15 protein-coding genes are annotated in these 20283 nt (G+C 64.4%); 14 read left to right on the top strand and 1 reads right to left on the bottom strand.

The window, feature by feature from the left end; all coding sequences use genetic code 11:
• Positions 1-2: 2 nt before the first annotated feature.
• The gene (gene prsK, locus RLO07_RS11790; RefSeq protein ID WP_462292349.1) at positions 3-2084 is read right to left on the bottom strand and encodes an XrtA/PEP-CTERM system histidine kinase PrsK; all 2082 of its coding nucleotides are present in this window, start codon (positions 2082-2084) and stop codon (positions 3-5) included.
• A gap of 199 nt (positions 2085-2283) precedes the next feature.
• Here prsK and RLO07_RS11785 point away from each other — a divergent pair, with 199 nt between their 5' ends.
• The 14 genes from RLO07_RS11785 to RLO07_RS11720 all read left to right on the top strand — a co-directional run bounded on the left by RLO07_RS11785 (position 2284) and on the right by RLO07_RS11720 (position 20279).
• Positions 2284-3309, top strand: a complete 1026-nt coding sequence (locus RLO07_RS11785) for an SDR family oxidoreductase (RefSeq protein WP_462292348.1) — start codon at positions 2284-2286, stop codon at positions 3307-3309.
• 14 nt (positions 3310-3323) lie between these two features.
• Positions 3324-4652, top strand: coding sequence for a nucleotide sugar dehydrogenase (locus RLO07_RS11780; RefSeq protein ID WP_462292347.1), 1329 nt, complete (start codon positions 3324-3326; stop codon positions 4650-4652).
• 119 nt (positions 4653-4771) lie between these two features.
• A complete protein-coding gene (locus RLO07_RS11775) occupies positions 4772-6205 on the top strand; it encodes an ExeA family protein (protein WP_462292346.1) in 1434 nt (477 codons plus the stop codon).
• Between the two features lie 132 nt (positions 6206-6337).
• Positions 6338-6976: an XrtA/PEP-CTERM system exopolysaccharide export protein gene (locus RLO07_RS11770; RefSeq protein WP_462292345.1), complete on the top strand. Its 639-nt coding sequence runs from the start codon at positions 6338-6340 to the stop codon at positions 6974-6976.
• Between the two features lie 34 nt (positions 6977-7010).
• Positions 7011-8549 carry an XrtA system polysaccharide chain length determinant gene (locus tag RLO07_RS11765; protein WP_462292344.1) on the top strand — a complete coding sequence of 513 codons (1539 nt, stop codon included), beginning with the start codon at positions 7011-7013 and terminating at the stop codon, positions 8547-8549.
• Positions 8550-8586: 37 nt separating this feature from the next.
• On the top strand, positions 8587-9552 hold the full coding sequence (locus RLO07_RS11760; protein WP_462292343.1) for an XrtA-associated tyrosine autokinase: 966 nt from the start codon (positions 8587-8589) through the stop codon (positions 9550-9552).
• A complete protein-coding gene (locus RLO07_RS11755; protein ID WP_462292342.1) occupies positions 9549-11060 on the top strand; it encodes a TIGR03016 family PEP-CTERM system-associated outer membrane protein in 1512 nt (503 codons plus the stop codon). Before RLO07_RS11760 ends, RLO07_RS11755 begins: the two co-directional genes overlap by 4 nt.
• A gap of 23 nt (positions 11061-11083) precedes the next feature.
• Entirely contained in the window at positions 11084-12226 is a 1143-nt protein-coding gene (wecB, locus tag RLO07_RS11750; protein WP_462292341.1) for a non-hydrolyzing UDP-N-acetylglucosamine 2-epimerase, read from the top strand.
• Positions 12223-13140 (top strand): XrtA system polysaccharide deacetylase, encoded by a 918-nt coding sequence (locus tag RLO07_RS11745; RefSeq protein ID WP_462292340.1) that lies wholly within the window; start codon positions 12223-12225, stop codon positions 13138-13140. Before wecB ends, RLO07_RS11745 begins: the two co-directional genes overlap by 4 nt.
• Positions 13137-14168 carry a FemAB family XrtA/PEP-CTERM system-associated protein gene (locus RLO07_RS11740; RefSeq protein ID WP_462292339.1) on the top strand — a complete coding sequence of 344 codons (1032 nt, stop codon included), beginning with the start codon at positions 13137-13139 and terminating at the stop codon, positions 14166-14168. The genes RLO07_RS11745 and RLO07_RS11740 overlap by 4 nt, the downstream gene beginning before the upstream one ends.
• Positions 14169-14378: 210 nt before the next feature.
• Positions 14379-15872, top strand: coding sequence for an exosortase A (xrtA, locus tag RLO07_RS11735; protein ID WP_462292338.1), 1494 nt, complete (start codon positions 14379-14381; stop codon positions 15870-15872).
• Positions 15869-17053, top strand: a complete 1185-nt coding sequence (locus tag RLO07_RS11730) for a TIGR03088 family PEP-CTERM/XrtA system glycosyltransferase (protein WP_462292337.1) — start codon at positions 15869-15871, stop codon at positions 17051-17053. The genes xrtA and RLO07_RS11730 overlap by 4 nt, the downstream gene beginning before the upstream one ends.
• A 93-nt stretch (positions 17054-17146) precedes the next feature.
• The gene (locus tag RLO07_RS11725; RefSeq protein ID WP_462292336.1) at positions 17147-18187 is read left to right on the top strand and encodes an acyltransferase family protein; all 1041 of its coding nucleotides are present in this window, start codon (positions 17147-17149) and stop codon (positions 18185-18187) included.
• 184 nt (positions 18188-18371) lie between these two features.
• Positions 18372-20279, top strand: a complete 1908-nt coding sequence (locus tag RLO07_RS11720; RefSeq protein WP_462292335.1) for an XrtA/PEP-CTERM system amidotransferase — start codon at positions 18372-18374, stop codon at positions 20277-20279.
• Positions 20280-20283: the final 4 nt, after the last annotated feature.

Here is a 20283-nt window from a genome sequence, read left to right as displayed (position 1 = left end):
GATCAGTCCGGTTGTTGTGTCTGCGGTGAATGGTGAGCGCTGTCGGCGGGCGCAGCCAGCGGTAGTGTCACCCGGAACACGCTGCCCTTGCCCGGAGTACTGTCGACATCAATGTCGCCCCCGAGCTGGCGGATGTACTCGCGGCTCTCGAAGGCGCCGATACCCATGCCGGTCAGGCCCTTGGTGGACTCGAAGGGCCGGAACAGGCGCTGGCGGATGAAGTCCGGGTCCATGCCGCGGCCGCTATCGGTGATGGCGACCTGGGCCCGATCCTGCTCCCGTGTCAGTGTTACGCTGACAGAGCCATCCGCCGGCGTGGCTTCCTGGGCATTCTGGATCAGGTGGTTGAACACGGTTGCCAGGCGCTCGCTGTCGGCTTCCACGTGCAGGTCTGCGGCGAGCTCCGCGGTTGGTACCGGGCGCGCGCCGCTGCGGCCAGCGATGACTTGCTGCAGCAGTGGCGCCAGCGCCACCTCGTCGGCGGCGCTGCTGCGCAGGCCGCTGCGCATCTGCTCCATCAGCCGCTGCATGCGCGTCACCGAATTCTCCACGGTGGCGATCATGTCGTCGACAAAGGCGGGGTTGTCCCGGTGCCTGGCGGCATTGGCCACCATCAGCGACTGCTGGGCGAGGATGTTCTTGAGGTCGTGAACCACGTAGGCAGAGAGCCGGTTGAAGGCATCGAACTGGCGCGCTTCCACCAGGGCCTGGCTGGCCAGATGCTGGGCCAGGTGGCTGGCCGCCTGGCGCCCGGCGGTCTTCAGCAGGTCCCGGTCCTCCCAGTTGATACTGTCCTTGAGGTCGGACTGTTTCAGCATCAGAATCCCCTCCAGGCGATCGCGAAACACCAGCGGGATCACCAGCCACAGGCTCGGGTCCTGGCGCAGCCAGTCGGGCAGCTCCAGGTTGGCGTACAGGTCCGGTGCGCGCCGCCACTCCCGCAGGTCAATGACCCAGTCCGTGCGCTGCAGCCAGGCCGGCAGGGTACCCAGCCCTTCGCTGGTGGCACCAGCCGGGATCGGCATCTCCCAGTGCGCCAACAGTCGCTGGGGCTGGCCCTCAGCGGTTACCCACAGGAGTCCCGCAGAGCTGCTGGTCAGGCTGGCCATGATGCGGATGATGCCTTCCGCGACCTCCTCGTTGAGGCTGGCGAGGGCGCGGGTGAACTTCAGCCACTCCTCCCGGTAGTCGTAGCGGTAGCTGAAGAAATGCTTGCTCAGCTGCACCCGGAGCAGCGCCCGCAACCTGCCGGAGAACAGCAGGCTGGCCAGCAGTGCGCCGGCGGCCACCAGGAAGCCGAGCTGCAGTACCGTGCCCCAGCTGCCGCCCATGAACTTGAGGAAATAGCCGATCGCCGCCATGCCCAGCAGGTAGAGCCCGGCGCCCATCAGGGTCACGGTGTGGAACACCACCTGGCGGGAAACCTGCAGCTTCACCCGCCAGCTGCTGTAGCGGGCAAAGGCGACCCCCAGCAGGGGCGTGACCACCGTGTTGACCAGGCCACGGGCCTGCCACAGGTCCGGGTCCAGCTGCCGGAACAGCAGTGCCTCGGAGTACATGAAGAAGTCCCAGGCGGCGATGGTGCCCAGGCCCAGGCAGAGGAATTTGAGCGACCAGCGCTCGGCGGGGGTGGCATTGCGGTACAGCTGCTCCACCAGCAACAGGGTGCCAAGCGCCAGCGACAGCCACAGGCCCAGCACCATTTCGTGGCCGACCCGCAGCCCGGCCAGGGGCGCCAGCACAAGGCCCAGCGCAATGCCCGCCCCCAGCAGGAACAGTGGCCGCCAGTCGCGACCGTGCAGGGTCAGGGTGGCGCCATCGGTTTGCAGGCCCAACAGCTGCAGCAGGAAGTACAGCCAGGCGATGTTGCGCACCAGCTCCGCCAGCTGGATCAGGTGTACTGGCGGGTACTCGGCCAGCGTGCCCAAGCTGATGATCGCCGCCCACAGGGCGGATGCGGTGCAGGCCAGCACCAGGCTGGTGCCCAGTGGCTTGACCCGCCATTGCGACAACAGCAGCACGGCCAGCGCGGCAAAGCTTGCGCTTGCCGCGAGGTAGGTGAAAAGGCTGATATTGCCCGCCATGGAGGTGCGCCGCTCCCTGCAGAAATCACCAAACTGTGACCGGCGTCATGCCTTGGCATGGCCGTAGTGTCAGCGAGACCTTATACTCCCGGCACCAAGGTGTAAACGTCGGCAGTGCGCGGGCGCGACCTGGCGCACAGTTCAGGGAGCCATTGCCCCCTGCGGTGCGGGAACAGGGACGGGAACAGGGACGGGAACAGTGGCGACATACGAGGCAATGGCAAGCAGGCTGCGGGCACAACCGGCCACATGGCTGGTAAGCGGTGCCGCCGGCTTTATCGGTTCCCACCTGGTCGAGCGGCTGCTGGGGTTGGGGCAGACGGTCACGGGGCTGGACAATTTTGCCACCGGCCATCGCCACAACCTCGACGCGGTACTGGCCGCGGCGGCGGGCAGTGGCGAATTCACCTTCATCGAGGGCGACATCCGCTCCCTGGACGACTGCCGGCGCGCCGTGGGGGGGGTGGATTATGTTCTCCACGAGGCCGCCCTGGGCAGCGTGCCCCGCTCCCTGGAAGATCCCCTGCTGACCAATGCGGTCAATATCGACGGTTTCGTCAACATGCTGGTGGCGGCCCGGGATGCGCAGGTCAGGCGCTTCGTCTACGCTGCCTCCTCGTCCACCTATGGCGACCACCCGGGTCTGCCCAAGGTCGAGGACGAAATCGGCAGGCCCCTTTCGCCCTATGCGGTCACCAAGTACGTCAACGAACTCTACGCCGATGTCTTTCACCGTGCCTATGGCCTGGACTGCGTTGGCCTGCGCTATTTCAACGTGTTTGGTCCCCGCCAGGACCCGGAAGGCGCCTACGCCGCGGTGATCCCGCGCTGGTTCGGGGAGCTGGTCGCGGGCGGCAGCTGCCGCATCAACGGCGACGGCGAGACCTCCCGCGACTTCTGTTATATCGACAACGTGGTACAGGCCAACCTGCTGGCGGCGACGGCTCCCGCACCCGAAGCCTTGAACCAGGTTTATAATGTTGCCTTCGGCGGTCGCACCACGCTCAACGAGCTGTTTTACGGCATTCGCGACCTGCTGAGCCCGGGGCGCCCGGCGCTGGCGCAGGTGGAACCCGAGTACGGGGAGTTCCGGGAGGGTGACGTGCGTCACTCCCAGGCCGATATCGGCAAGGCGGCGCGGTTGCTGGGCTACGCCCCGGAATACGATGTCCACGAAGGCCTGGCGCGCACGGCCGCCTGGTTCCTGTCCCAGTCACACCCATGAGCCCAGTCACCAGCATGAGCGAGCACAGCATGAACGAAACCGTGGCCATTGTCGGCCTGGGCTATGTCGGGCTGCCGCTGGCAGTCGCCTTTGGCCGCCAGCGCCGTACCATCGGCTTCGACCTCAACGAACGCAAGCTGGAACATTACCGCGCCGGCCACGACCCCAGTGGCGAAGTTTCCGCGGAGGCTCTGGTGGCGGCCACGGGCCTGGAGTACACCAGCGACCCGGCACAGCTGGCGCAGGCCTCCATCATCATCGTGGTAGTGCCCACGCCCATCGACCACGCCCACCGCCCGGACCTGAGTCCGCTGGAGGGCGCCTCGCGCACCGTGGCCAAATATCTGCAGCCAGGCACGGTTGTGATCTATGAGTCGACCGTCTACCCCGGCTGCACCGAGGAAGTCTGCGTGCCCCTGCTGGAGGCGGGGTCGGGGCTCGCATGGTGCGGTCGCGATGGCGTGGACATGGAGTCGGCAACGGGGTTCTTCATCGGCTACTCTCCCGAGCGCATCAACCCGGGCGACAAGGTGCACCGGCTGGAGACCATTACCAAGGTGGTCTCCGGCGACACCCCGGCGACCCTGGAGCGGGTGGCGGCGCTGTACGAATCGGTGGTGACCGCGGGGGTGCACCGCGCCGCCAGCGTCAAGGTCGCCGAGGCCGCCAAGGTGATCGAGAACACCCAGCGCGATCTCAACATCGCCCTGATGAACGAGCTGGCGCTGATCTTCAACAAGCTGGGTATCGACACCCTGGATGTGCTCGAGGCCGCCGGCACCAAGTGGAATTTCCTGCCCTTCCGCCCCGGCCTGGTGGGCGGCCACTGCATCGGCGTGGACCCGTACTACCTCACCTACAAGGCCGAAAGCGTCGGCTACCACCCACAGGTGGTCCTCGGCGGGCGCCAGACCAACGACGGCATGGGCAAGTTCATTGCCGAGCAGACGGTGAAGCAGCTGGTCAGCCGCGGCCATCCGGTGGCGGGCGCGAAAGTGACCGTGCTGGGACTGACCTTCAAGGAAAACTGCCCGGACCTGCGCAACTCGCGGGTGGAGGACATCATCCGCGAGTTGCGGGACTACTGCTGCGAGGTCACCGTGCACGACCCCCTGGCCAGCAGCGAGGAAGCCGAGGCCGAGTACGGTGTGACCCTTACCCCCTGGGAACAGCTCGGCCGGGCCCACGCGGTGGTGCTGGCCGTGCCCCACGCGGCCTATCTGGAGCAGGGCCTGGATGTGGTGCTGCCGATCCTCGCCCCCGACGGGGTAGTGATGGATATCAAAGGTGTGCTGGACCGGAGCGCAGCCGCAGCCAGCGGCGTGGCACTCTGGCGCCTGTAGCCCGCCGGGCATGAACTGGTTCACAAACTACATAAGCACAGGCACCCAATTCCTTGCGATACCAGTGGTTTAGTTGCACCATACAGGGCAATGCCTGCCTCACGTAGAGACGCGTCGCCATGTACGACCAATTCTACAAGCTGCGCTCGGAGCCTTTTCGGCTGAGCCCGGACCACGCCTTCGCCTTCCCCCACAAGGGCTACATCAAGGCGCGGGCCTACATGGCCTACGCGTTCATGCGCGAGGAAGGCTTTGTCATGGTCACCGGCCGACCCGGCACCGGCAAGACCACCCTGGTCGGTACCCTGATCGAGCATCTCAGCGGTGAGAACGTGCGCGTCGCCAACCTGGTCTGCAGCCAGCTCGAGGCCGACGACCTGCTGAAAATCGTGGCCTACGAGTTCGGCATCGCCGTGAACGTGGTCGACAAGGGCGAACTCCTGCAGCGCCTGACCCAGCAATTGCGGGCCTGGCACCGGGATGGCCGCCGCGCTTTACTTATCGTCGACGAAGCCCAGGACCTGGCGGTGTCCGCCATGGAAGAACTGCGGCTGCTTACCAACATTCAGGTCAACGGCAAGCCCCTGTTGCAGATTTTCCTGCTGGGCCAGCCCGAATTGCGGGAGCTGGTATTGCGCCCGGAACTGGAGCAGGTGCACCAGCGGATTGTCGCCGCCAGCCATCTGCGGCCCCTGGCCATGGAGGAGACCCAGGCCTATATCCTGCACCGTCTCGACGTGGTTGGCTGGCAGGGCGACCCGGCTTTCAGCCAGGCGGTGTTCCCGCTGGTGTACAAGTTCAGCGAGGGCATTCCCCGCCGCATCAACCTGATCTGCAGTCGTCTGCTGCTGCACTGTGCCCTGGAGCAGCGTCACCGCGTGCAAGTGGCGGATGTGCGGGAAGTGATCGGGGAGCTGCAGGAAGAGCATCTGGCCGCAGGCAGTGCCCTCAGCGAGGCCGACTTCATCGGCCTGGACGAATCCGAGGATGTAGCCGCCGCCCGCGAGGCGGATGCGGCGCCGGAATCCGGGGGCGACCCGGCACCGATGGCCCGCGATCAAGCCGCCCCCGAGCCGGGGCCGGAACCTGCGGTCGCAGGGCCGGAAGCCGGGGACACCGCGACCCAGGCAAGCGTGGCCACCCAGGCTCGGGCGCGCCAGCACCTGAAGGTGGTTGCAGCCGCGGAGCCAATGGTGGCGCGGCGTACCGGTACCGACGGCGAGGCGCTGGCGGAGCAGGCGGCCGCACCGGAGGTGGGTGTCACTGCGGTCGCGGAGGATGTGGTGCCAGCGGCGCAGGCGTCTGCGCCGCCTCCGGCGGCGCCCGCCTCCCGGGCCAGCGCTGCCAGGTCCGGGAAGCCCCCGGCCACGGCTGAAACCGCGGGGCGCAAGCGCGCGCCCGCCAGGCAGCGACCCGTGGTGCAGCCGCCCGCGCGGAGCGCGTCGGAGCCCAGGGAGGGGGGCACGGCGTGGATGGTGGGGGCTTTCTTTGTCCTCTCGGTGGCGCTGGTGGCATGGGCCGCCTCGGGCTTTAGCCTGTTTTTTGTGCAATAGTGATGGTTGCGCTGTGACCTGTCTCACAGTCTGTGGTAACACTGGGGATCCGGGCTGGTGAGTCCGGTGGCCCCGGGGCTAAACTGGCAACAAATAAAGGGCTGGAAGCGGCCCACAAAGGAGCAGAAGGCAATGACTACACTCACAGGGGTTACAGGTATGGGCAGGTTGGCAGCCGCGGCAATGGCCGCGATGGTGGCCCTGCTGTTGGCAGCGTGTGGTTCGCATCCACCGGTACCTGCGGGCGAACGCGCCGCGGGGCCGGACTACAACTACGTCATCGGGCCCGGTGACACCATGGAAATCTTCGTCTGGGGCAACCCGGAGCTGACCACCACCGGCATTGTGCGTCCGGACGGCAAGTTCACCACCCGCCTGGTGGAAGACCTGCAGGCCAGCGGCAAGACCTCCACCGAGCTTGCCCGGGCTATCGAGAACGCCTACGGCGAGTATGTGCGGCAACCGGTGGTGAGCGTGATCGTCAACGGTTTCGTCGGCGTCCCGGAGCAGCAGGTGCGAGTGGTCGGCGAAGCCACCACGCCCTCCAGTGTACCTTATCGCCAGCACATGACCCTGCTGGACCTGATGATCGCGGTGGGCGGCATGACCGAGTTTGCCTCCGGCAACAAGTCGGTGCTGGTGCGCACGCATGGCGGCCAGCAGCAGTCCTTCAACGTGCGTTTGGACGACCTGCTCAAGAAAGGGGATATCTCCGCCAACCTGGCGTTGATGCCCGGGGATATCGTGATCATCTCCGAGAGCTGGTTCTGACCGGTCCGGGCTGGAACGGGGCGGGAATATTCCGATGCAGGATCTGTTTGCACAGCTGACGAGCTACATCCTCGGGGTCTGGCGCCACCGCTGGGTGGCTCTCGCTCTCGCCTGGGTGATCGCGCTGACCGGCTGGGCCTACGTCTGGCAGATGCCTGAATCCTATGTCGCCAATGCGCGCATGCACGTGGACACCAATTCGGTGCTGCGGCCACTGATGCGAGGGCTCACCATTAGCCCGGATATCAACCAGCGCATCCAGCTGATGAGCCAGACGCTGCTTACCCGGCCCAATCTGGAAAAACTGGCACGCATGACCGACCTCGACCTGCAGGCGACCACGGATGCCCAGAAGGAGGCGTTGATCAAGCGCCTGCAGCAGTCGATCAGCCTGTCGGGCAGTCGCGGCAATACCTCGATCTACGCGATTTCCGTGACCGACCGGGACCGGGAGACCGCCCGCCGCATCGCCCAGGCCCTGATCACGGTGTTCATTGAAGCCTCCATGAGTGACAAGCGCCAGGACAGCTCGGGCGCCAAGAGCTTCCTGCAGCAGCAGATCACCGAATCGGAGCAGCGCCTGGTCGAGGCCGAGCGGCGGCTGGCGCTGTTCAAGCAAGAGAACGTGGATGTCCTCCCCGGCGGTGGCGGCGACTATTACAGTCGCCTGCAGCAGGCCCGGGGGGAGTTGCAGCAGGCCCAATTGCAGTTGCGCGAGGTGGAAAACCGGCGCCGCGAACTGCAGCGCCAGATCGACGGCGAAGACCCGGTGTTTATCGCCGGTGGTGCTTCCGGAGCGGCCCGGTCGCCGCTGGACGCCCGCATCCAGGCCCTGCAGCTGCAAATGGACAGCCTGCTTGCCAGATACACCGCGCGTCATCCCGAGGTCCTGCGCCTGCGCGGGCTGATCGGCGAACTGGAAGCGGAGCGAGAGGCGGAGTACGCGCGCATGCGGCAGGAGCCGAGCGCGGCCTTCAGCGGCCTGGCCAGCAGCCCGGTATACCAGGGTATGCGCAGCATGCTGGCGCAGACGGAAGCGGAAGCGGCGGAATTGCGGGTGCGGGTAGAGGAATACGGGCGCCGGGTGGAAGACCTGACAACCAAGGTCAGCCAGATACCCGAGGTGGAGGCCCAACTCAAGCAACTGGACCGCGACTACGACGTGATCGCACGGCAGCACCAGCAGATGCTGGAGCGGCGCGAGTCCGCACGCCTGTCCGGCGATGTCGAAAGCACCGGTGGGGAAGTCACCTTCCGGGTCATCGATCCCCCCTTCGTTCCGCGCAATCCCAGCAAGCCCAACAAGCTGTTGCTGAATGCGGGGGTGCTGGTGCTGGCGCTCGGCGCGGGCGTCGGCGCAGCGCTGCTGCTGACCCTGGTCTACCCTATCGTGACCGACGCGCGGATGCTGGCCCACGCCACCGGCCTGCCGCTGCTGGGTACGGTTACCTGGAACAAGACCCGGGAAGAAAAACGCAGCGGGCTGTGGCGGCTGGCGGGCTTTGTCGCCTGCGGCGGCGCCCTGCTGGTCGCCTTTGCCGGGGTGCTTGTCATGCCGGGACTGACGGCCTGATGGACCAACAGAGGCCACAAGGCGAGGACATGCGAACATGAGCACGATTGAAAAGGCGCTCAGCCAGCTTGAGGCCGCCCGCCGGGACGCGCCGGAGGATGACGGCCAGAAGACGGTGGAACGGGCGGGGGCGGAAGCCGATGCGGCCGGCGCGGAGCAGGCGGCTGCGGCTGGCTCCGGGGACCCGGTCGTCGTCCACATTCCCTGGGATGCCCTGCATGCCCAGGGCTTTCTGACCCCGGCGGTGCCCCGCAGCGTGATTGCCGAAGAGTTCCGCGGCATCAAGCGGCCACTGTTGAAGAATATTGCCGGCATGTCCCCGACGCCGATTGCCAATCCCAACCTGATCATGGTCACCAGTGCACTGCAGGGCGACGGCAAGACCTTTTCCTCCATCAACCTCGCGGTCAGCATTGCCATGGAGCAGGACAAGACCGTGCTGTTCGTGGATGCGGACGTGCTCAAGGCCACCGCCGGGCATTTGCTGGGGGTTCCCCGCGGGACTCCCGGGCTCAATGATATCCTGCGCGAGGAGGTCGTTCCCGAGGAGGTGATCCTGCACACCAGCATGGCGAAACTGCGGGTGCTGCCGGCGGGCACGCCGGACGAACACGCGACGGAGCTGCTGGCGAGCGAAACCATGCACCAGTTCATGCTGGAACTGGCGGCCCGCTATCCCGACCGGGTCATTGTGTTTGATTCCCCGCCCCTGTTGTTGACCACTGAAGCCGGTGTACTCGCCAGCTTCATGGGGCAGATCATGTTCGTCGCCGCCGCGGACATTACGCCCCAGCACGCGGTGCAGGAAGCGCTGGAGCACATCGGCCCGGACAAGATGGTGGCGGTGATGCTGAACCGGGCCTCGCGGCGACGGATGAGCCTGTTTGGCAAGGGCTTTGGCTACGGCTACGGCTACGGCTACGGCTACGGCTACGGCCAGGGTAGCCGGACCCTGGCCGCGGAGGCCGCGGATGAAGCCGCGGCGAGGGCGATGAATCAGTGAAACCTTGGCAAGCAATCCTGCCCGCGGCCCTGTGCAGCAGCCTGCTGCTGCCGGCAACCGCCCGCGCGGCGGAGTGGGAAACCGGCGCCGGTATTGCCGTGGGCGGCTATTATTCCGACAACATCTGCCTGGCGCAGCAGGACGAGGAAGACAAGTGGGTGGGCACTGCCCGCCCAGACATCAGTGTGCGTGGCCGCGGGGCCCGCGGCAATGTGAACCTGCGGGCCGCCGCCGAATACAATTCCCTGGGCGACAGCGATCTGCAGTGCGCCACCGGGCAGGGGGCATCGCTGACCAACCGCGAGTCCGTGGTACCCAGCGTGCGCTTCAACAGTGATTATGAACTGGTGCAGGACTGGCTGCAGCTGGATCTCGCCGCCTCCGCACGGCAGACGAACATCAACCCCTTCGCGCCCGGCGGCACCACCAGCGGGCGGGACAACACCGATATCGTCTACGATTACACGGCGGGGGCCCTGCTGCAGCGGCGCTTGGCACAGACTGCCGATCTGCGCTTGCGCTACGCCTATAACGAACAGTTCAACAGTGTCGGTGTGAATGGCGACAGCACCGAGGACCGCGCTGAACTCGACCTTGGCACTCTCGCTGGCACAGGTCGCCTGAATGTCGCGGTGGGTGGCCGCTACAGCAAGGTCAACTACGACACCAGCGAGCTGCGCCCCGCCTTTGACAATAAACTGTCCTCGGCGGAGCTGCGCCTGGCGCTGCGGCTCAGCAACGCCTGGGAGCTCAATGCACTGGGCGGCGAAGAGTGGAACGAGTTCACCAGTGCCCGCGATGATATCGAAGGCAGCTACTGGGACGTGGGCGTACGCTGGACGCCGAATTCCCGGGTCGAGGTGAGCATTGGCACCGGAGAACGGTTCTTCGGCAGTACGCCGCGGGCGGACATCCGCTACCGCCACAAGCGCAGTGAGCTCAGCGCCAGTTACGCCCGCACCCTGACCTTCCCGCGCAACCTGCGGGCGGGTAACAACGGTTTCGTGGAACCCGGGGACCCCTTCGATCCGGGGTTCGGCGGCCTGCCCGGGGACCCGCTGGGCGAGGAGGGACTGCCCACCTTTATCGGCAACTCCCCGGTCCTCAATGAGCGGCTGGATCTGCGTTACCGTTTCGCCACGCGTCGGACCACGGTCACCCTGTCCGGCTCGGATTCGCGCCAGCGCCGTACCGAGAATGACGCCGAAGCCACCTTCCGCAATGCCGCGATCACCTTCAGTCGCAATCTGTCCAGCCTGCTGTCGGCCAACCTGCAGTTGGGCTGGAACGAGCGCGAGGGCAGTGGCGGTGACTTCGGGGGCGTCGGCGGTTTTGGGGGGTTCGGCCAGACCAGTGAAGCCTGGCGCGCGGGGTTCGGCTTTAGCCGCCGCCTGGGCAATGACACCACCCTGAACGTTGCCTACCAATTCCTCACCCAGAAGTCGGATTTTGCCCTCAACGACTATGACGAAAACCGGGTAACCTTCAACGTCAGACACGCTTTCTAGGGAGGCCCGTCCAGGGCGCAACCATGGCTGATCCACAATCACCCGCGCACATCCTCTGCGTGGTGGGCGCACGCCCCAATTTCATGAAGATCGCGCCCATCATGCGCGCTCTCAATGCTCCGGGCAGTGGCCTCAGCGCCAGCCTGGTGCATACCGGCCAGCACTACGACGCGGCCATGAAGCACGCCTTCTTTGAGCAGTTGCACATTCCCGAACCGGATGTGGACCTGGAAGTGGGCTCCGGCAGCCACGCGGTGCAGACCGCGCAGATCATGCTCAAGTTCGAGCCGGTGCTGGATGAACGCAAGCCCGCCGCGATACTGGTGGTGGGGGATGTCAACTCTACCATCGCCTGCGCCCTGGTGGCGGTGAAGAAGGGCATTCCGGTGATCCATGTGGAGGCGGGCCTGCGCAGCGGCGACCGCGGCATGCCGGAGGAGATCAACCGTATCCTCACCGATCAGCTGTCGGATCTGCTGTTCACCACCGAGGCCAGCGCCGCGGCCAACCTGCAGCGGGAGGGCATCGGGCCGGAGAAGGTGTACTTTGTCGGCAACGTGATGATCGATACCCTGCGCTATAACCTGGCCTCTGCGACTCCGGCAGCGGCAACGTTGAAGGCCGCGGGTGCCGCGCCCGCCTTCGATAGTGGCTTCGGCCTGTTGACCCTGCACCGGCCTTCCAACGTGGATGACCCGGTGGTGCTGCGGCGCTTACTGCAGGAGCTGGCGGAGATCAGCCGCGAAACACCGCTGGTGTTCCCGGTACACCCGCGCACCCGGAGCCGCATCAGCGCCGCGGGCCTGGATGACCTGCTTGAGGCCGCCAATATCTTGACGCTGCCACCTCTGGGTTACCTGGAGATGCTGGGCCTGATGCGCGAGGCGCGCCTGGTGCTGACCGACTCCGGCGGCATTCAGGAGGAATCCACCGCCCTGGGCGTGCCCTGTATCACCCTGCGAGAAAGCACCGAACGCCCGATTACCGTGGCGGAGGGCACCAATACCGTTGTTGGCACCGACCCGGCGACCATTCGCCGCGCCTGGCAGGACATCGTCAATGGCGGCGGCAAGGCCGGCCGCCAGCCCGAGCACTGGGACGGCAGGGCCGCGGAGCGCATCGCCGCGGTACTGGTGGACTGGTGCCGGAGTGCTCGGGCCGCATGAGCACTCAGGCAGCACAGGCTGTGGTCAATGCCATGACCGTGGACGTGGAGGACTACTTCCAGGTCTCGGCGATGGAGCCGCATGTGCCCCGTGCGGCCTGGGAGACCACCCCCTTGCGGGTCCAGGCCAATGTCGACCGCATCCTGGCCCTGTTTGCCGAGCACGGGGTGAAAGCCACTTTTTTCACTCTGGGCTGGGTCGCGGAGCGCCATCCGGAGATGGTGCGGCGCATCGTCGCCGAGGGTCATGAACTGGCCAGCCACGGCTGGGAGCACATCCGGGTCAATACCCAGCAGCCGGAGGCCTTTCGCGCGGATGTCACCCGCACCAAGGCCCTGTTGGAGGACCTGGGCGGAGTGGCGGTGAACGGCTACCGGGCTGCCAGTTACTCCATCGGCCGCGACAACCTGTGGGCGCTGGATGTGCTGGCGGATGCCGGCTACCGCTACAGTTCCAGCATCGCCCCCATTCGCCACGATCTTTACGGCATGCCGGAAGCCCCGCGTTTTGCCTTTGCCGCCGCCGGTGGCCGGTTGGCTGAGATCCCGGTTACCACCCTGCCCCTGGCCGGGCGCAACATCAACTGCGGCGGCGGCGGCTGGTTCCGGCTGTTCCCCTACGGTTTTTCCCGCTGGGCCCTGCGCCGGATCAACCGGCGCGAGGGCCAGAGCGGGCACTTCTATTTCCACCCCTGGGAAATCGACCCGGAGCAGCCGCGCCCCGCCGGGGTGTCGGCGAAAACCCGCTTTCGCCACTACCTCAATCTGGAGCGTATGGAGCCGCGCCTGCGGCGCCTGCTGGGGGACTTTCGCTGGGATCGTATGGATCGGGTCTTTGCCGGGCAGATTGCAGACCCGGCGGGTGAGGCGGCACCTGCGGGCGCTGTGTTTGCGGGCCAGGGTGCCGGCGCATGAGCATCGCGGTACGGACTGCCGGGGCAGGCGATGAACCGGCCTGGGAGGCATTCGTCAGCGGCTGTCCCCAGGCCACCTTCTTCCACCGCTTCGGCTGGCAGCGGGTACTGCAGCGCGCCTTCGGCCACCGCTGCCACTTCCTGCTGGCGGAGCAGGACGGCGCTGTGGTGGGGGTGCTGCCCCTGGCGCAGGTGCGCAGCCTGCTGTTCGGGCACAAGCTGGCGGGGTTGCCCTTTTGCGTCTATGGCGGCATTGCCGCCAGCAGCGAGGTGGCGGCTACGGCACTGCGGCAGGCGGCCTGTGAGCTGGCCACCGAGCTGGGGGTGGACGCCCTGGAGCTGCGCAACCTGGAACCTTCCGCCAGCGGCTGGCCGGTCAAGGACCTGTACTACACCTTCCGCAAGGCCATCAGCGCCGACAATGACGCCAACCTCAAGGCCATTCCCAACCGCCAGCGGGCGATGATCCGCAAGGGCATCAAGGAGGGGCTGGAAGGGGAAGAGGTCGCGGGCAGCGAACGCCTGTACCGGGTCTACGCCGAGAGCGTGCGTAACCTGGGCACCCCGGTATTCAGCCGCCGCTATCTGGACTGCCTGCGTGAGGAGTTTGGCGCCGACTGCCGGGTGTTGATGATCCGCCAGGGCGACGAGGACGTGGCCGGGGTCCTGAGCTTCTATTTTCGCAACGAGGTCCTGCCCTACTACGGCGGCAGTATCGCCCGGGCTCGCAGCATCAAGGGCTGCAACCACTTCATGTACTGGGACCTCATGCGCCGCAGCGCGGAGGAGGGCATTGCCAGTTTCGACTTTGGCCGCAGCAAGCAGGGCACCGGCCCCTTCGAGTTCAAGAAACACTGGGGCTTCGAGCCTCAGCCGCTGCCCTACGAGTACTACCTGGTCAGGGCCGACAGCGTGCCGGATGTGAACCCGACCAATCCCAAGTACCGGCTGCTGGTGAACACCTGGCAGCGGCTGCCACTGCCCGTGGCCAACCTGCTGGGGCCATCGCTGGCCCGCAGCCTGGGCTAGGGTGATGAGGAACGGGGCGCTCACACCGCGGACTTCGCCGCAAACGCCGGCCAGTGCGCCTGTACCGACCACCGCCCACAAGATCGCTTTCTGCAACAACGGCATGAAAGGCGAATACCCCGCTCCGGACTTTGAACACTGTGTCGTGCCATGCAAAGGCGGTTGGATGTGACTAATACCGGGGTAGCACAGACTTGGGAGTTCCGACACGTGGCAGTGTTGCTGGTCCCATTGTTGTATCTGTTGGCGGTGCTGGGGCTGCTGCACGAGACCGTGGCCTCGATGCTGCGTATCTGGACAGAGGGCGAGACCTTCGCCCATGGCTTTTTGATTCTCCCGATATCTTTGTGGTTGCTGTGGCGCGACCGCGAGAAGTTGAAGTTACTACCGGCCAGACCCAATCCCTGGATCTCGGTCCTGACTCTGTCGGGCGTCATGCTTTGGTTTCTGGGCTGGTTGGTCGATGTGAATCTGGTTCAGCAACTGGCCCTGGTCTGGATTCTGGTCACGGGTGTCTGGGCACTGGTTGGTACGGTTTTGGCCCGTGAAATGGCATTCCCGCTCGCTTTCCTGTTCCTCGCGGTACCGATGGGTGAGGGCCTTATCCCCCCCATGATGTCTTTGACCGCTGACAGTTTGGAGTATTTTGTCCGCCTTACAGGGGTGCCGGTATTCCGTGAAGGCATGTACCTTACCCTGCCAACGGGACGCTGGTCGGTGGTTGAGGCCTGCAGCGGTGTACGCTATCTCATCGCCTCGTTTACTCTGGGGCTACTGTACGCCTATCTGAGTTACCAGAGCCTTTGGCGGCGCTCCGCCTTCGTATTGGCTGCTATTATCGTCCCCATCGTCGCGAACAGCCTGCGCGCTTTCGGGATTGTGATGATAGGGCATCTATCCAACATGAAGTTGGCTACTGGCGTGGATCACTTGATTTACGGGTGGCTCTTTTTCGGTGTCGTTATGCTTCTGTTGTTCTGGATCGGAAGTTTCTGGCAGGAACCGGTTTCCACTCATCCAGAAAATCCCCCAGAGCTCCCCCGGGCGGAGAGCAGAGGTATTGGCTCGCGTTTTGCGTTCGGAACACTTCTGCTGTTGCTGGTAATTGTCGCTGCTGGGCCGCTGGTTTCCCTCCAGTTGTCTCGGGGTGAAGCGGCGCCGTTTTCGCCTCTCCAGATGCCTGAGCCCGCGACTGGTTGGAGTGACGCTGGCGACCTCTATTGGGGCTGGATGCCCAGCCAGCCGGGAGCTGACCGCGAGAAACAATGGTATTTCGAGGGACCTGCACCGGTAATGTTGGGTGTCTACCAGTACTTCAACCAGGTCCCGGGTGTGGAGCTCGCGACCAGTGGTGAATTCTGGCGCGCGGACCGGAAAGCATGGCGCCTGGTTGCGGAGAACGAGGTATCTGTAACCCTGGAGTCCCGACAGGTACTGGTGGACGAGGCCGTTCTGGACGGCGTTGCAGACAGGCAGCGACTGTTGGTTTGGAGTTGGTATCGTGTCGATGGGCGTTACCTTAGAGACCCCTACTGGGTGAAGGTAATTGAGGCCAGGCAAATGTTGCTTCGCGGCAGCCGGGAAGGCAGCCGAGTATTCGTCGCCATACCCACGGGCACCGACCTGGCAGAAGCGCGGCGGGTATTGCAGGAGTTTCTGGATGCTCATGTTTCTGCCCTTGGAAGTGCGCTGGATACCCGATGACGAGGACTCCAGATGCACCGCCGCTGGTAGTCCACATCATCTACGCCCTGGGTACCGGCGGACTGGAGAACGGGCTGGTCAACATCATCAACCGCAGCCCTCCCGGGCGCTATCGCCACGCCATCATCTGCCTGACCGTGGCGGAGGCCTTCGCCGGACGCCTGACCGCCGAAGGGGTGGAGGTGGTCGAACTGCACAAGCAGCCGGGCCACGACCTGGGCATGTATGTCCGTCTTTGGCGTACGCTGCGCCGATTGTGTCCAGCGATCGTGCACACGCGTAACCTGGCGGCCCTGGAGACTCAGGTTCTGGGCCTGTTGCTGACGGGCTGCAAGCGGGTTCACGGTGAACACGGCCGCGATGTCAGCGACCTCGATGGCAGCAACCGCAAGTATCAGTGGCTGCGACGCCTGCTGAGCCCGCTGATCCATCGCTACATCGCGGTCAGCCAGGACCTCGCCCAGTGGTTGGTGGAGACGGTGCGCATCCCGCCAAACAAGGTCACGCAAATCTACAACGGGGTGGATCACGCTCGTTTCCTGCCACGGTTTGCCGAAGCCAACAACAGCGGCGCAGCTCTGCCTGCGCGGACCCCGCCGCCCGGCATGCCCGCCGGTTTCCTCCCGCAAGCCGGCTGCCGGGTCGTTGGCACCGTGGGCCGGCTGGCAGCGGTGAAGGATCAGCAGACCCTGATTCGTGCACTGGCCCACATTTTCACGGAATCGCCACAGCAGCGGCAGACGCTGCGCTGTATACTCGTGGGCGACGGGCCAGAGCGCGCCGCGCTGGCCGCCAGCATTGCCGATCACGGCGTGGAAGACTGTGTGTGGCTGGCCGGTGACTGGGATGATATTCCGGCGCTGCTGGCGGGCATGGATGTGTTTGTGCTGCCCTCCCTGGGGGAGGGCATCTCCAACACCGTGCTGGAGGCGATGGCCACGGGCCTGCCGGTGGTCGCCACCCGGGTGGGGGGCAACCCGGAGCTGGTAGAGGACGGGGTTACCGGCCTGCTGGTGCCGGTGGGCGATGCCCAGGCATTGGCGCAGGCCATGCTGGTACTGGTGGAAGATTCCGTCCGCTGCGAGCGGATGGGCCGGGCAGCGGTGGCGCGGATACAGACGGATTTTGATTGGGAGAGTACCGTGGCCGGCTACCTGCGGGTATACGACGAAGTACTTTGAAAGAATCGTTCTAGAGAGTCGAGCAGGCTCGGCACTTCCCTCGAGGTAGTGCAAGACGTACACAGCCAGTGATTAGTTTCGAGGAACCAGTCAGTGTTTGGGATCTATAGAACCGCTCTTGCTCTACTGGTTGTGCTTCAGCATCTGGGCGAGGTGCCTTCAATTGGAACGTACGCCGTATTCGGTTTTTATGTGCTGAGCGGCTACCTTATGACTGCAATAATGCATCAGAATTACGGTTTCTCCCTTGGTGGAATTTTTAAGTATGCCGTTAACCGAGGCCTCCGCATATATCCGATTTACTGGGTTGCTTGCTTACTGACATTGGGGCTGATCGTTGTTTTTGGTTCCACTGAAGTCAGTAACTTCCACAGCGCAATGCGCTATCCGACAACGGCAAACGAAATCATTAAAAATATTTTCATCATATTCCCGGATCTCAGCTCGGCACGTCTCTCTCCACCGGCCTGGGCGTTGACAGTGGAGTTGTTCTTTTACGCCCTCATAGGTTTGGGGCTTTCGAAATACTTCTTTGTGACCGTTATCTGGTTTGTTTGCAGTTTGGTCTATCACGTGACGGCGCTCTCCCCGCAGTTTCCCTGGTCTGACACATATTTTTCAATCGCTGCGGCGAGTCTTCCTTTCTCTACAGGGGCTCTAATCTATTTCCAGCGTGCTCGATTTGAGTCGTTCGTCAAAAGAAATCAAACGGGTATCCTTGCGGTTCTCGTCCTTTCCTTTGCGCTAAATTTTTTGCTGTTTCGGGACATTGTCTCTAAAGAATTTGCTTTTTACTTTAGCTACGTAATTTGTTCATTACTGGTTCTTGCGCTCTCGTTTCTCAACACCTCAAGTTCAGGAAGGAAGGCTGACAAGTGGATTGGAGATTTGAGTTACCCCATTTACTTGATTCACTACCAGGTTGGATTTCTTTGCCTGGTGGCCTTCCAGTACTTTGATTTTGTGGATGAAGTTTCATCAGCTGCACAATTGGCCGCTATCACACTGGCGACAATTGCAGTATCTCGAGTAGTTGTGGCACTTCTTCAGTCGCCTATTGATGGGGTGCGCGATCTTGTACGTGATTCCGGGTTTTCGAAAACTGATTCTCGGCACGAGGTTGTGAAGAGATGAACAGTTCACTATTTCTGTTGATTCTTAGATCACTATTTGTCTTCTCTGGAGATGGCTCGCGAAGTTTGGGTATATGTGGCTTGGAATGTTTTACTATCGTTGTTGGTGAGCTGCAGTTCATACGGATACGTCTGGTGCGCGATTCTCGCTCAGGCTCTTTGGTGGAATCGGACAGGACCTGATTATGTGTGGTATCGCTGGCATCTTTGACCTGACCAGGCAGCGCGAGCCCGACCGCGAGCTGCTGGCGGCCATAAACCAGACCCAGTTCCACCGCGGCCCGGACGAGGGCGGCCTGCACACGGAGCCGGGTTTGGGCCTGGCCCACCGGCGCCTGTCCATCATCGACCTGGCCAGCGGCCAGCAGCCCATGTTCAGTGCCGATGGCAACCTCTGCGTCAGCTACAACGGCGAGATCTACAATTTCCGGGAGCTGATGCAGGAGCTGCGGGGCCTGGGCTATGAGTTCCGCACCCACTGCGACACCGAGGTGATCCTCTATGCCTGGCAGGCCTGGGGCGCGGCCTGTGTACAGCGCTTCCGCGGCATGTTCGCCTTCGGCCTGTACGACCGCGCCGCCCGCAACCTGTTCCTGGCCCGGGACCGGTTTGGCATCAAGCCCCTGTTCTACAGCGTGCTGCCGGACGGCCAGCTTATCTTCGGCTCGGAGTTGAAGGTGCTCAAGGCGCACCCGCAATTGTCGCGGCAACTGGAACCCCGGGCGGTGGAAGACTACTTCGCCCTGGGCTATGTGCCGGAACCGAAAACCATCTACCGCGATGTCTACAAGCTGCGCCCCGGCCACACCCTGCTGCTCCAGCACGGCGAGCCGGTGCCGGCACAGCAGCAGTACTGGGACATTCCCTTCGCCCCGGTGGCGGCAGCCAGTGAAGCGGACCTGCAGGCGGAACTGCTGGCGCGCCTGCGCGAGGCGGTGCAGGTGCGGCTGGTGGCGGAGGTGCCTTTGGGCGCGTTCCTCTCCGGTGGAGTGGATTCCAGCGCAGTGGTGGCGATGATGGCCGAACTGCAGAGCGAGCCGGTGAACACCTGCGCCATCGGTTTTGACGTCAAGCGGTTCAACGAAACCGAATACGCGGCGATGGTGGCGGAGCGCTACCACACCAACCACTTTCAGGAGACCGTCAGCAGCGAGGACTTCGGCCTGCTGGACGAACTCGGGGCGCTCTACGACGAACCCTACGCCGACAGCTCCGCCATTCCCACCTACCGGGTCTGCCAGCTGGCCAAACAGCGGGTGACCGTGGCCCTGTCCGGCGACGGTGGCGACGAGCACTTTGCCGGCTATCGCCGCTACCGCTGGCACATGCACGAGGAGCGCCTGCGCCAGGCCCTGCCCCTGGGTCTGCGCCGCCCCCTGTTCGGCGCCCTCGGCCGCTTGTACCCCAAGGCGGACTGGGCGCCGCGGGTGTTCCGGGCCAAGACCACCTTCCAGGCCCTGGCCCGCAACTCGGTGCAGGCCTACCTGCACTCGGTCTCCATTTGCAGTGACGAACAGCGCGCGGCGCTGTTCAGCGATGGCTTCAAACGCGAGCTGCAGGGCTATTCCGTGCACAGCGTGTTCGACGACCATGCCGCCAACAGCCCGACCGACGACCCGCTGTCGATGATCCAGTACCTGGACATGAAGACCTACCTGGTCGGTGACATCCTCACCAAGGTCGACCGCGCGAGCATGGCCCACGCCCTGGAAGTGCGGGTGCCGTTCCTCGACCACCCGTTCACGGAATGGGTGTCCGGTCTGCCCCCGGCCTGGAAGCTGCGCGGGCAGGAGGGCAAATACCTGCTGAAGAAATCCCTGGAGTCCCACCTGCCCCACGACGTCCTGTACCGGGACAAGATGGGTTTCGGGGTGCCGCTGGCGAAGTGGTTCCGCGGCCCCCTGCGGCAGCGCCTGCGCCAGGACCTGCTGGAAAGCGGCGGGCTGGCGGCCACCGGGCTATTCAACCAGGACTACCTGGCGCGGCTGGTGGATGAACACCAGTCCGGACTGCGGGATCACAGCGCGCCCCTGTGGACCCTGCTGATGTTCCAGGCCACCGTGCGCGATGACCAGTTCGTGGTCGGCGGGTGAGCAT

Origin of the sequence: Haliea sp., assembly GCF_040221975.1 — a bacterium.
GTDB lineage: Bacteria > Pseudomonadota > Gammaproteobacteria > Pseudomonadales > Halieaceae > Haliea.
The sequence above is the reverse complement of the archived record's forward strand: the minus strand, read 5'-3'. Positions and strand labels throughout refer to the sequence as shown.